At 30.5% G+C, this 12,672-nt stretch carries 10 protein-coding genes; 6 read left to right on the forward strand and 4 right to left on the reverse strand.

What is annotated here, in order from left to right:
- Nucleotides 1-51 precede the first annotated feature (51 nt).
- Together GQS07_RS09755 and GQS07_RS09760 are read left to right on the forward strand one after the other, a co-directional pair.
- Complete coding sequence (locus GQS07_RS09755; RefSeq protein WP_158210624.1) at nt 52-939, forward strand: helix-turn-helix domain-containing protein; 888 nt, start codon at nt 52-54, stop codon at nt 937-939.
- A 200-nt stretch (nt 940-1,139) separates the two neighbouring features.
- Entirely contained in the window at nt 1,140-2,531 is a 1,392-nt protein-coding gene (locus tag GQS07_RS09760) for an aminopeptidase P family protein (protein ID WP_158210625.1), read from the forward strand.
- Between the two features lie 129 nt (nt 2,532-2,660).
- On the opposite strand, the gene GQS07_RS09765 is transcribed toward GQS07_RS09760, so the two are convergent.
- The gene (locus tag GQS07_RS09765; protein WP_090406231.1) at nt 2,661-3,236 is read right to left on the reverse strand and encodes a Crp/Fnr family transcriptional regulator; all 576 of its coding nucleotides are present in this window, start codon (nt 3,234-3,236) and stop codon (nt 2,661-2,663) included.
- 486 nt (nt 3,237-3,722) lie between these two features.
- Entirely contained in the window at nt 3,723-4,559 is an 837-nt protein-coding gene (locus tag GQS07_RS09770; protein ID WP_158210626.1) for an RteC domain-containing protein, read from the reverse strand.
- Nucleotides 4,560-5,416: 857 nt separating this feature from the next.
- Between GQS07_RS09770 and GQS07_RS09775 the strand changes: the two genes are divergently transcribed.
- The 4 genes from GQS07_RS09775 (at nt 5,417) to GQS07_RS09790 (ending at nt 8,745) form a co-directional block, all read left to right on the forward strand.
- Nucleotides 5,417-6,187 carry a sensor histidine kinase gene (locus GQS07_RS09775; protein WP_158210627.1) on the forward strand — a complete coding sequence of 257 codons (771 nt, stop codon included), beginning with the start codon at nt 5,417-5,419 and terminating at the stop codon, nt 6,185-6,187.
- Nucleotides 6,177-6,821 (forward strand): response regulator transcription factor, encoded by a 645-nt coding sequence (locus GQS07_RS09780; RefSeq protein WP_158210628.1) that lies wholly within the window; start codon nt 6,177-6,179, stop codon nt 6,819-6,821. The genes GQS07_RS09775 and GQS07_RS09780 overlap by 11 nt, the downstream gene beginning before the upstream one ends.
- 87 nt (nt 6,822-6,908) lie before the next feature.
- Nucleotides 6,909-8,402, forward strand: a complete 1,494-nt coding sequence (locus GQS07_RS09785; RefSeq protein ID WP_158210629.1) for a DoxX family protein — start codon at nt 6,909-6,911, stop codon at nt 8,400-8,402.
- Between the two features lie 52 nt (nt 8,403-8,454).
- Nucleotides 8,455-8,745, forward strand: coding sequence for a DUF6520 family protein (locus GQS07_RS09790; RefSeq protein WP_158210630.1), 291 nt, complete (start codon nt 8,455-8,457; stop codon nt 8,743-8,745).
- Between the two features lie 15 nt (nt 8,746-8,760).
- On the opposite strand, the gene GQS07_RS09795 is transcribed toward GQS07_RS09790, so the two are convergent.
- Nucleotides 8,761-11,301 (reverse strand): alpha/beta hydrolase family protein, encoded by a 2,541-nt coding sequence (locus GQS07_RS09795; protein ID WP_158210631.1) that lies wholly within the window; start codon nt 11,299-11,301, stop codon nt 8,761-8,763.
- Nucleotides 11,291-12,664 carry a RagB/SusD family nutrient uptake outer membrane protein gene (locus tag GQS07_RS09800; protein ID WP_158210632.1) on the reverse strand — a complete coding sequence of 458 codons (1,374 nt, stop codon included), beginning with the start codon at nt 12,662-12,664 and terminating at the stop codon, nt 11,291-11,293. Before GQS07_RS09800 ends, GQS07_RS09795 begins: the two co-directional genes overlap by 11 nt.
- Nucleotides 12,665-12,672 lie beyond the last annotated feature (8 nt).

Consider the following 12,672-nt stretch of genomic DNA (forward strand, 5'->3'; position numbering starts at 1 on the left):
AATTTAGCTTTGATTAATAAAGAAAACAAGGTCTTTAATTTTATATCCAATATGTCAAAACCTTCAATACAAATTCTAAATAATTATCAGTACAAAAAGCTGTTTTTGCCAGATATTAATGAGCACAGCCTTTTTAATGAGAGTAAAATACAGATATATCGTATTGAGGATTATTTGAGAGGCATCGTAATGCCAGTTATCCCGTACCGTACTACGTTTAACTTTATGATTTTTGTAACCACAGGTACCCTAACGCAACACCTTGAAAGTGGAGCGTATACCTTAATTGCAGGAGACGTAATCAACGTAAAACAAGGGAATATTACAGCTACGTTGTCTATATCGGAAGACATAGAAGGCTTCTTTGTTGTTTACGAGAGTGAGGTTATCACCGATATTTCTTTAGGTAGTACAGATTTACAATTCTTTACAATGAACCCTTATGTAGTTTTAGACGACACCAATGCCAATTGGGTTAGACGCGTATTAGAACTGCTGGAAGAGGAAGTAAATGGCGAAACTAAAGATATGGAAATCAGTATAGCGTTATTGCTAACTGTCTTAAAGAAAATCATTAGAACAGATATTGAGAATAAGACCCCAATGACAAGGCAGTTAGACATTGCCTTTAAATTCAGAGAGTTGGTACAGAAATTTCATATCGACCATAAAAATGTGCTGTTCTACGCAAACCTTCTCCACATTTCAGAGAACTATCTCAACAAATGCGTCAAGGAAGCAACAAACAAACCCCCGAAGCAGTGGATCAATGAAATTAGTATTCTGCACAGTCAAATCTTATTACAAGATAAGACCAGAGATATCGCTGGTATTGCCTTTGAATTAGGCTATAGTTCAGCCTCGTACTTTACTCGATTATTCAAGAAAGTAACAGCATACTCGCCAAGCGATTATCGAAAACAGAAGTTTATTTTGTAGTAAAAAACATATATAACCCAAAAGCACCTTTTCAATTGATTAGGTGCTTTTTTTGTTTCTTTTTGGTATCAAGACAAAAAGAAAAGAGAAGAAATAGAAAAACGAAGTTTTTCAAAAAGTATGAAAGCACATCTTTCAAAAAACAATTCATTTGATATTCTCCTTCAAACTACCTACATTAGAAGTCTAAAACTTACGCTATGTTCAACACAACAACATATAAAAACAGAAGAGCGAAATTAGCTGATAATGTACAAGCTAAAGGCCTTTTATTATTTTTGGGAAACATTGAAAACCCAGTGAACTTCGAAGACAACACCTATCACTTCAGACAAGATAGTTCGTTTTTATACTATTTTGGCATCCAACAACCCCATTTAGCAGCAATCATCGACTTAGACGAAAACAAAACAATTGTCTTTGGAGACGAGATGTCAATTGACGCAATCGTGTGGATGGGGCGCCAAGAAACACTAAAAGAGAAATGTGCAAAAGCAGGAGTAGAGGAAACTCGCCCTTTTGCAGACTTATATACCTACCTTAAAAAAGCCCAAAACGCACAACGCTCAGTGCATTACCTGCCACCATATCAGTCGGTAAACAAAATATTGTTAAGCGATTTATTAGAAGTGCCAATCAAACAATTATCGCCATCCGTGCCAATGATTAAGGCCATTGTAGCACAAAGAGAAATCAAAGAAGCACAGGAAATTGTGGAGATTGAAAAGGCATTAACAGTAACCAATGAAATGCACTTATTGGCTATGCGTATGAGCAAGGCAGGTGTTAAGGAATACGAGATTGTCAGTGCTATTCAGAACGTAGCCGGAAGCCATAATTGTGAGTTGGCATATCCGTCTATCGTAACCATAAACGGGGGAATTCTGCACAACCATTATAAGATGAACACCTTACAGTCGGGGCAATTACTGTTAAACGACTCAGGATGTGAAACAGCTATGGGATACGCGTCAGACTTAACACGTACATTTCCGGTGGACAAGAAGTTCACAGCAGAACAACGCGATTTGTACAATGTGGTATTAGCCTCGTTTGAAGCAGCGAAGGCAGAATTGAGAGAAGGAACCAAGTTTAAAAACGTTCACTTAAAAGCAGCAGAAATATTGTCGCAAGGGTTGATCGACTTAGGGTTTATGAAAGGAAACGCACAAGACGCAGTAGCCGCACACGCACACACGATGTTCTTCCAATGTGGATTAGGACATATGATGGGGCTTGACGTACACGATATGGAGGACTTAGGAGAGCAATATGTGGGGTACACGGCAGACGAACCAAAGGAAACAAGTATTTTTGGTTTAAAGTCACTCCGTTTAGGAAAAGCCTTGAAAGCCGGCCACGTATTGACAGTAGAACCAGGGATTTACTTCATTCCAGAGTTAATCGAAATGTGGGAAGCAGACAAGAAAAATGCGGAGTTCATCAACTATGAAAAAGTTAAGGCATTCCAACATTTCGGGGGAATCAGAATTGAGGATAACTTCTTAATTCAAGCCGATGGCTATCAACACTTAGGACCAGAATTGATTAAAACCGTTGCTGAAATAGAAGATTACAAAGCGAAGTTTTAAGAAAGCATACATACTAAGAAAGGGCGAATATTACTTCGCCCTTTTTATATTTTAAGTTCTAACAACTTCTCCAAAAGCGTGTTAAACGATGTAGTAAACGCGTTTTAACCGTTTACAGATTAACAGTGATTACTCTTCGCCCTCGTGAATTTTCTTCAACGACCTATTCAACGTACGGGTTGTAATTCCAAGATAAGACGCCATATCCTCTTTCGAAATGACCACATTCTCTTTTTGTTGTAGTTCCAACAATTTCTCCAAAGCGTGTTCAACCGTATATAACTGTTGAAAAGAAGCACGTTGGCTGGTGTTATACACACGTACCGCTTCAACCTCTAAAATCGTATTATTAAACGTGATATCTGTTTTCAGTAAATGCTCAAAAACCGATAGTGGAATAATATACGCATTCACGGGGGTAATTGCCTCCACTGAGCACAAGCAGTTCCTTTTACTCAAGTATTCAATCTCACCCATAATCTCACCCGTACTCAAAAACTCCGGAATATATTCCTTCCCATTTTCCTCTGTAATAAAGCACTTGGTAATACCGTCTTTAATCACGATAACTTTGGTAACCGCATCCCCTTGGTGCAGCATAATATCCTTTGGTTTATAAGGATGTAGGAGAATTTTATCATTGAAAACTTCCGTCTGAGCAAGCGACTCGATGTACGATAAAAAATCAATATTTATTCTTAACATTTTTTTATAGCATTAAGGACAAATGTCCTATGTGAGTGATGTAATTTTTGTGACTTTTGTATTGTCAAAATTAGATAAATATCTCGAGAGTTGGAAGGCTTTAGAGGATTTTGTGTTTAGGTTATATTCATAATTTAATGTTGTGTTTTAGTTATCTAATTTTGATTTTTTTTTTTCAATTTATATTACAAGTGATAAAGTGTTTTTTTCAAAACAAAAAACGGGAGAGCAAGGTAAGTGGTGCTCTCCCGTTTTCGTTGGAAACGAAGAAAACGTAATTTTTGTTTTTCATTTTAGTTAAAAATGAAAGTGTGTGTTTAAAGACACGGGAGATCGCAGTACATATCGGTCTCCCGTTTTTGTTTTATCCGCAACACTTTGGGTAAAAAGAGCATTCAGTATCCTTGTTTAAAATTATTTTGTAAAAGTCAAGAGATTGATACTTAATTTTAAGACTAATTATTTATTAAAAATAAATATATGTGTTCAGCCTTCTTTATCCATATATTCTTCTAATACTTTTTTTAATTTATCTAAATAACACGTTTTGGATTTAGCTCTATATTTCATTCTGTGAAAAGCATGATGTATATCTAAAGGTTTTATACCAAATAATTGTTGAAATAGGAGTGCAATTTTTCGTATCTCTCCTTTACCATTATTAATTGATCCTGAAAGATAAAGCGCATAGATAAGTTCTACCAGTGCATTTTGAGACTCAGACCAAACTAAATTAGATGATATAATATGATTGTTACTAATACTGTATTCTTGTATTTTCTCATGAAGATAATTTTGAAGGAGATCATGAGATAGGATTCTAGCTATCTTATAGTCATAATAAGTTGAAAACATAGCGTCTACTTCAAATATGAAGCTATTTAAACCAATAAGTAAATCCATTTTACCAAGAGTAAAGTACTCGATGTCTTTGTCTATGCGGTTTGCATTATAATATTTATAAAATTCATTGTGAGCAAAATACTTCTTATACTCAAGGTTTAATTCGTGCAGATGTTTATGATAGTATTTATTCTTAACAACAAAATCTATTGGACAACTTGTTTCTATTTTATAGAGCTTGTTATAATAGATTAGTTTTCCTAAAACTTGAGGTTTAATTACTTTAAAAAACTCTATTTCTTCTATTTGATTTAAAAATCCAGTTTGCAGTATTTCTTTTTTGAGTTTTACAAGTAGGAGTCTTAAAAAATGAATCATTTCATAGGTTTGTGAAATGGAAGTAGAATCATTTAAGTTTAGTTCAATTTCTTTTGATTCGATTTGTTTTAATACACTTGTGTAAAGAACATTTTGTGTCATAATTGTTGAATATTGGTTGGTTAATTATTGACACAGTTACTTGGGGAAAACCATCATTTAGTAGCTCTTTTAAAATAAAACAATCTATAGTTAAAATACAATACGTAAAAACACGGTAAATATGCGGTAAATATGCGGAAAACACGTATTGTTTATTGTTTTTAAATAGTGAATATTTACATAATTGACTTTTTTGTAATTAGTTTTATTTATATTAATAAAAAAAATGCTGTGAATGTTAAAAAACTCAAATTAGTATAGGTCTTGTGATTAATATATCAACATATAAGCTTAATCGTTATTTTGTAGGTATTGATAAGATTAGCGAGTTTTATAATAAAATGAAAATATTGGATTTCAAATTTCTCGAGTGTTAGATTTTTAAGCATTAAGAAAGAGGTCTTATATAGTCAATCAAAGAACAGAGATTTAATGTGTTGAATGACGTTTGAAGAATTAGTATATATCTATATATAATAAAAAAAGCCAACCAAGTCTATAAGGAAGGTAGATTTATAATGTTCATATATTTAACTCTGTATAGTAGGTCTTTTTTTATTAATTATGTTTATTAGTAAAAAGAAATCATTTACGCAAAAAAGAACAATTAATTATTTTATTAAGGTTTTGATTGAGAGGTTTCTATGAATGAGCGTATAGTTAGTTCAGTTTTTTTTCGTCTTTGTTTATTATGTGGTGTGTTTTAGGTATTAGTCGGCTATTTTTCATGATAAGAACAATGTTTTTACTTTTATGCTATTTGGTTATACCTACAATAACGATACCAATTTTAATGATTATTGCTTAGTAAATAGTATAAGTAAATGAGATTCTTAAAATCATATTATTAATTAAATATGGAAAATAAAATAAAACTACTCTTTTGGCTTGAGATTTTTATTATGATTGCTCTTGTTATTACTGTGATTATCCTTGTGATTGTTTATCAGAAGAATTTAAACAAGTATCGCAATAATCAGTTAAAACAACAACTTAGAAATAATTTAATAGTAGAGCATAAAGAAAGGGCAAGAATAGCTAAGGAGCTATACGATGGACTTTGTGGAGATTTAGCTGCTTTAAAAAATTATGTTAGTGTTATAGAACTTAGTCAAGACAAGGATTTGATAAAGTCTACAATTTCAGATATCCAAGAAAGTGTTTTATTGTGTTATGACGAAGCTTTAAGAGTGAGTTATAATCTTTCTCCTGTTTTGATTAAAGATAATCCAATTAGCATTATACTAAGTAATTATCTAACTAGGATATCCAGAGCAACCAATATAAGTATGTTTTTTAAATGTGATAAACAAACATTTTCTTTAAGTGAGTTAGTTAGGTTAGAACTCTATAGAATAGTACAGGAGTTAATCCAAAATATTATTAAACATAGTATGGCAACTTATACGGTCTTAGAGCTTAAATGGGTGGATAATCAGTTAATATTATCTATAATTGATGATGGTATAAAGTATGATTTTAATGCTGATTTAAAAGGACAGGATGTTGGCTTGGGGCTTAGTAATATTAAAACAAGAGTACAGCAGATTAAGGCAGACTTTATTTATCAGCGACAAAAAGAAGTAAATGTTGTCAAATTAAAAATAAAGAATAAATATGAAAATTAAAGTTGGAATAGTAGATGATCACAAACTTTTTAGAACAAGTTTTGGTTTGCTTTTGTCTCAATTGGACACATTAAAAGTGGTACTTCAGTGTTCTAATGGTATAGAGTTATTAGAGATTTTAAAAAATAAAATGGTAGATATTTTATTTTTAGATATTCAAGTGCCTATTATGGATGGTTTTGAGATAGCTCTTAAACTCAATGAGAGTTATCCAAACATTAAAATACTTGTTCTTAGTAGCTTTAATGATCCTTATACTATAGAGAGAATGCTTAAATATAATATAGCGGGATATCTAACAAAGAATGCAGGATTGTCTCAGATTAAAAAAGCTATTTACAATGTATATGAGGATGGAGTGTATTATGATAGTCAAATAAGGAGTATAGTAAAACACTTGCAAGATGCTGATTACAAAAAGGATGCTGGTTTAACTCACAAGGAGATAGAGATTATTAAGTTATTTGTAAAGCAGTATAGTGGAAGACAAATAGCAGAAAAGCTTCATCTAAGTGTTAGAACTGTGGAGAAGCACAAAGAGATTATTATGCAAAAAACAAAAGCCAATAACTTTATTGGAGCTATTGCTTATGCTATTATTCGACACTATATAACAGAAGACGATCTTCTTTAGAAGATAAACTACTAAAGTTACGTAAAAACACGTATTGTTTTGATAATTAGGTATTTGTATTTTTGGATATCCCAAAATGCTAATACTATGAAAACCAAATTCGCTCTTATTGTACAATACTTCTTTGTATTACTTTTTGTTTATGCAGCCATAAGCAAACTTATCACCTTTGAAGAATTTCAAGTTCAACTGACTCAGTCTCCATTATTAAGTGCTTATGCTACTATTATAGCTTATTTGGTTATTATTGTTGAAGTTGTTATTGCTTTACTTTTATCATTAAAGCAGACCAAAACTTTAGGATTATATTTTAGTTATGGATTAATGGTAGCTTTTACTATTTATATCTATCTGATATTAAACTACAGTGATTTTATTCCTTGTTCTTGTGGAGGCATACTTGAAAAGATGGGATGGACAGAGCATCTTTGGTTTAATATCATCGTCTGTATTTTGGGGTTATTAGCTATTTACTTTCAAGAAAATGATAAAGAGAATAATAAAAAAAACAAAAAGCGTTTTATTATATCTTCTATATTACTAACTATACTAAGCATAGGTATTGTTATTTTGCTTTTTCTTTCTTCAGAACACATTATTAAAAAAGAAAATCCCTTTATAAGAAGGTATTTACCTCATGGAGTAATAGAGGATGAAACTCTTGATTTACAAGTTAACTCTTTCTACTTTTCAGGTTACTATAATGACACTATATATTTGGGTAATTATACCGCTCCACTTCGATATATATCAATTGATCAACAATTTCAAAGACAAGATTTTCAGATACAGATTGACTCTCTAAAACTTCCCTATACTCAATTAAAATTCAAAACAAAGTACCCTTATTTTTACGTAGCTGACGGGACTATTTCTATAGTATTTAAAGGAAGACTAGATAATCAAAATAAGCAACAACCTACAGAAATACTAAGTTACAAAGAGGCTTACTTTTCAGACTTTACTCCAATAGATTCCACTACTATTGCCTTTAAAGGGCAAAGTAGTAAAAACTATCAAAATGTACTAGGTATAATAAATCAACAAAGTACCACTAAAGTAAAACTCAATTCTGATTTACTACAAAGTGATTCAGATGGAGTCTTTGACACAGATGGAATACTAAGTTATAGTAAAGAAAAACAACAATTAATATACACATACTATTATAAAAATCAGTTTATTCAAACGGATCAAAAACTAAATCTACTAAACAGACAAAACACTATAGATACGACTAAAACCCAAAGTATCGCTTCAGCTAAATTATCAACAGGAGAAAACAAAATGACTTCTCCTGTAAAAGCTATTAATTCAAAAGTTATCGCTCATCGCAATCTCTTGTTTATAGTATCAAATTCAATGGGACAAAATGAGTCCCAAGAGATGTGGAAACAAGCCAGTATTGTAGATGTGTATGACTTTATAAATAACAGTTATGTTGGAAGCTTTTACATCAACCACCTAGGGGAAGATAAGCTATCTGATTTAATTGTTACAGACCATTATCTCTATGGTCTATTTGACAAGAACCTTGTTCGTTACAAACTGGCCAGATCGCTAACAAGCAAGTTTCAGTAAGGTTTAGCTCAACCTTAAAAAAGCTAACTAACAAAATAAAAACATTAAAGTCATGAGAAAATTTTTAAAATCAGCAGGTTTGCCAATCGGAGTATTCGCACTTGCTATCGGTAGTGCATTTGCAACAAATGCAATGAAAAATGTAAATCCAGATCGTGTAATTGGATATCAGCAGTTAGATTCGGAAGAATTAACATGTGTTAAGAAAATAGAATGTGCTGTATTAGGTTCACAAGTTTGTACATGGAATGATCCAGTAACAAACCTAGATCATAATCTGTATGGAATGGAGGCGGAAAGTAATGAAACTTCTTGTACAAGACCATTATTTCGTATTGAATAATTAAAAGTGACGCCCTTAATTGGGCGTCATTCTTTCTTTATCAAAGGTAATACCATCAGTTATCCATTGTGAAGTTTTTTCTTCTTTTAAAAAGTAATTAAACCAATTAATAATTCGGGTTGTTAAATCTTCACTATTCTTTTTATCTAAAATTGTATGTCCTTCATTTTTGTAGAATAATGCAATATGCGGGACCTTATTTCTTTGTAAGCCTATGAAAAACTCTTTTGTCTGTTCCCATTGTATATTTTCATCTTTTTTTCCTGTCCAAGATAAAAGTGGAGTTTTAACTTGGTCAACAAATATAATAGGAGAGTTATCTAAATAAACTTGTTTATGGTCTTTAAAGGAACTATGCATCCTATATTGCCCAGTTTCAAATTGAAAGTAAAAAGGTTTAACAAAGTTATTATTATAGGAAAAGTATGAACGAATTATATCGCTATTTCCAGCTCCACTGACTGCGGCTTTAAACATATCGGTCTGTGTGATTATAAAATTAGTTCTATAGGCGCCGTGAGAGTGTCCCATAAGTCCAAGTTTATTTTTATCAATGGATTTTTCTTCTTTGGTTACTTCATTAATTGCTTGCTTAACACACTCCAAAGCAGATATTCCAGGTCCTTTATCGTTATCTTTAATATCTGGTAGATAGACAAAATACCCATTTTCAAGTAAAGCCTGAATATTAAATCCATCGGAGTTACCCATCGAGGGGAAGAAAAACTCATTAGATTGATAATTTTGAATTTCATAGATTTTAGTAATCATTGGATATTGCTTTAGTCGATCAAATTCTTTAGGATAAAAGAGTATTCCCTTTAGTCTATTACCATCTATATCAGTATACTCTACTATTTTTTGTTTTCTCCAACTATACAACTCTTTTGACATATTACTTTTTGATAGCAATCTTGATTTGTTATTTCTTATCAAGTTTATGGTATGAGGCGTATTGTAATTTTGAATACTATAGGTGATAGAGTTAAAGTTGTCAGTTGACAAAACAGATGTAATTCTATCTTTTGTAAAGGGAACAAGTGTTTTATTCTTTTGAGATTTAATTAATTCTATAGAATAATTATTGTTAGAATGATTTCGATTGAGAAGTAAAATTTGATTATCATTTAGTAATGTTTTAGATGATAATTTATAGGGATTAAAATCCTGTTTTATTGGGTTTAAAAGTGTTATTTCAAGAACTTGATTTTTACTATCTATTAATGTTTTAAGTGTATTGTATATTGGAGAATATAGAAATAATCCTTTATCTGTACTTAAATAAAAGCGTTGACTATCTTGCGACCAGTATAGGTTCTCTTGATTTGTATTTGAAGTGTTTATAGGAATACTAGATTTAATAATAGTATTATATAAATAATGTTTTTTACCTTTTTTAAATACGATATAATTTCTATTCGGAGAAATGCTTAAAGAACTACTAATATTTTGGAGTTGATTTGCTATAGGTGAATTAGTATTGTTTGCTATATCGTATATATTTAAATCTGCAAAACGATGATAGTAAGTATAATCATAATATTGATTTGAGTTATGATATATTATTTTGTTAGAATCTAAAACAAAAGCTATTTGGTTATCTAAATGATCTAAAACAGTAATGTGATTTGTATTAAAATTGACAATCGCATATTTAATAGTTATGATTAGAGGTTCTTCATCTCTTGATTTTCTCTCAAGGCTAAGATCATTGGTAGACCAAATCTCAAGTTGATTGGTATCATGTTTTTTTTTACCCGTAATTAAGCTATAGTTTACTAAGGCTTTGTGATTATCTATAGATTCAATGCTAATAACTTTATGTAAACTTTTTTTTAAAGTACTATATTCTAATGAATCAATTTTGTTATTTAAGTAGTTGAAACTATATAATAGACTACTGTTTTTGTCGTTATTTAACAGATACACTATCGATTGATTAAGGTCCCAAAATGATTTATTAATATTCAGATTAGTAGTGTATTTACTATTTTTTTTGTTTAAAGTTTTTAGATCGATAGTAGTTAAACCTATATTGTCTTGAACCAGTAAAATATTGTTTCTTTGACTTAATTCGTGATAGATAATACTACTTTGATGTTTGCTCCAGATGACTTTTTCACTATCATTTTGTATCTGACTTAGGAAATAAGTATTTGTTTCAGTATCTAAGTAGAATATAAGATTCTGTTCTTTAATTAATTTAAAGTTGCTCACTTTGTTTAATACTAACTTTTTATTGTTGTCTAGGTTTAAAAACTCAATTCTATTAGATTTAGATTCTATACATAATACAGACTTGTTTAGAAAGGTGATTTTATTGTCATTACTCCTTTTAATTATTTTATTGTTTTGAGTGTTAACTATGTAGATTGAGTCTTTATTTCTTGTTTCATTATAGTTTTTGCGAATTAACACCCATTTTCCATCCATAGATATCTCATAGTTCTGAAGGTGACTATAGAGTATCTCAGCGTTTACTTCCTGCGCTCTTACTGATGTAAGAGCGATTGAAAGCAGTATGTATATAATAAATTGTTTTAATTTAATAACCATTATTTTGAGGTAATAGATTAGGATTTAATATGGTTTCTTTTTCAGGATAAGGAAATAAAGCGTGTATCGATTGCCAGTTAGTTTTTTTTTGATTTAATAGCGATAGTTTATCGTTTCGTTTTAAATCAAAAAAACGCCTTCCATGTTCCGTAAAAAATTCTCTTTTACTTTCATTAAGCATTTCAGCTATTAATTGCTCTTGGTTTAAAGTATTGGTTAAGTTTGGTAACCCAGCTCTATTTCTGATTATATTTAATAGAGGGGTAGCTTGCCCAAATTTTTGTTGATATATTAAGGCTTCTACAAGTATAAAGTAAGCTTCTTCTAATCTAAAGATGATAGAGTTTTCATCTTGATTTGCAGCTCTGTTTTTGTATTTATAAGCATAGAAATATTGTTTATTACTCAGAGTAATTGTATTTATCCAATTCTTCTTTCTAAGATCATTACTACTATAGATATTCAATAGATTTTCACTTAACTGAAAGCTTGGTGTTGTTAGTATTATGTTATTTGTAGCTTCCAAAGTTGGAGCTCCTGTGTTATTTATATTACTTAAATGCCATAAAGTGCTTTTAGCATCTTTTTTAAATACCTTATTTATGTCCATATCAATTGAATATAAAGGTGATTCTATTACTTTTTTAGCATATTTTTCAGCAAGACTATACTGTTTCTGTATTAAGTAGTTTTTAGCAATAACTAGCTCAACAACGCTTTTATTTGGATAATATTTATTACCACCACGGTATTGATAATTTAATTTTTGTTCTATTTCCAACAAATCGGTTTCTAATAGTCTTAGAATTTCTAAAGAATTAGTTTTACCGATTTTAGTATTGGATTTATAGTTTGTTGAAACTACATAAGGAATATCTCCAAATAACTGAGTAAGTGCTTGATAATATAAAACCCTAAGTAATAAAGCTTCTGCTAATGGAATTTCTTTCTCTTTTGAATTAATAGTGGTAGATGCCGTTAATCCTTCAATAAAAGAATTAATTGCATAAATATGGGTATAAGAATTTGTCCATATAGTGGATATATTATTTGAAGAAGATTTTATTTGATTGTTGTACATAGCAAAGTAACCTATTGAGGAAGAAGAAGGAGTTAAGTTTTCTAATTCATCAGTATATAGACTTAACAATGTCCCTATTCCTAATGGATTACCAGAATAGATAGATTGATCTCTAAAATTGGAATAGAGGTTAATTAATGCTGAATTAGCTGTTTGTATATCATTAAATACATCTGGAGTATTGATTTGATCATTTGGTAAATCAATGTCAATTAAGCTCTCACAAGATTGACTTGTTAGCATAAATAGTAGTATGCTAACTATATAAAATATATTTTTCATGATTGTAT

Source organism: Myroides phaeus, from assembly GCF_009799805.1.
GTDB classification, from domain to species: domain Bacteria; phylum Bacteroidota; class Bacteroidia; order Flavobacteriales; family Flavobacteriaceae; genus Flavobacterium; species Flavobacterium phaeum_A.

What these genes read in the sequence shown, in the direction of transcription:
- GQS07_RS09755 (WP_158210624.1), top strand. Translation starts at nt 52, where the DNA reads ATGTCAAAACCTTCAATACAAATTCTAAATAATTATCAGTACAAAAAG.
- GQS07_RS09760 (WP_158210625.1), top strand. Translation starts at nt 1,140, where the DNA reads ATGTTCAACACAACAACATATAAAAACAGAAGAGCGAAATTAGCTGAT.
- GQS07_RS09765 (WP_090406231.1), bottom strand. Translation starts at nt 3,236, where the DNA reads ATGTTAAGAATAAATATTGATTTTTTATCGTACATCGAGTCGCTTGCT.
- GQS07_RS09770 (WP_158210626.1), bottom strand. Translation starts at nt 4,559, where the DNA reads ATGACACAAAATGTTCTTTACACAAGTGTATTAAAACAAATCGAATCA.
- GQS07_RS09775 (WP_158210627.1), top strand. Translation starts at nt 5,417, where the DNA reads ATGGAAAATAAAATAAAACTACTCTTTTGGCTTGAGATTTTTATTATG.
- GQS07_RS09780 (WP_158210628.1), top strand. Translation starts at nt 6,177, where the DNA reads ATGAAAATTAAAGTTGGAATAGTAGATGATCACAAACTTTTTAGAACA.
- GQS07_RS09785 (WP_158210629.1), top strand. Translation starts at nt 6,909, where the DNA reads ATGAAAACCAAATTCGCTCTTATTGTACAATACTTCTTTGTATTACTT.
- GQS07_RS09790 (WP_158210630.1), top strand. Translation starts at nt 8,455, where the DNA reads ATGAGAAAATTTTTAAAATCAGCAGGTTTGCCAATCGGAGTATTCGCA.
- GQS07_RS09795 (WP_158210631.1), bottom strand. Translation starts at nt 11,301, where the DNA reads ATGGTTATTAAATTAAAACAATTTATTATATACATACTGCTTTCAATC.
- GQS07_RS09800 (WP_158210632.1), bottom strand. Translation starts at nt 12,664, where the DNA reads ATGAAAAATATATTTTATATAGTTAGCATACTACTATTTATGCTAACA.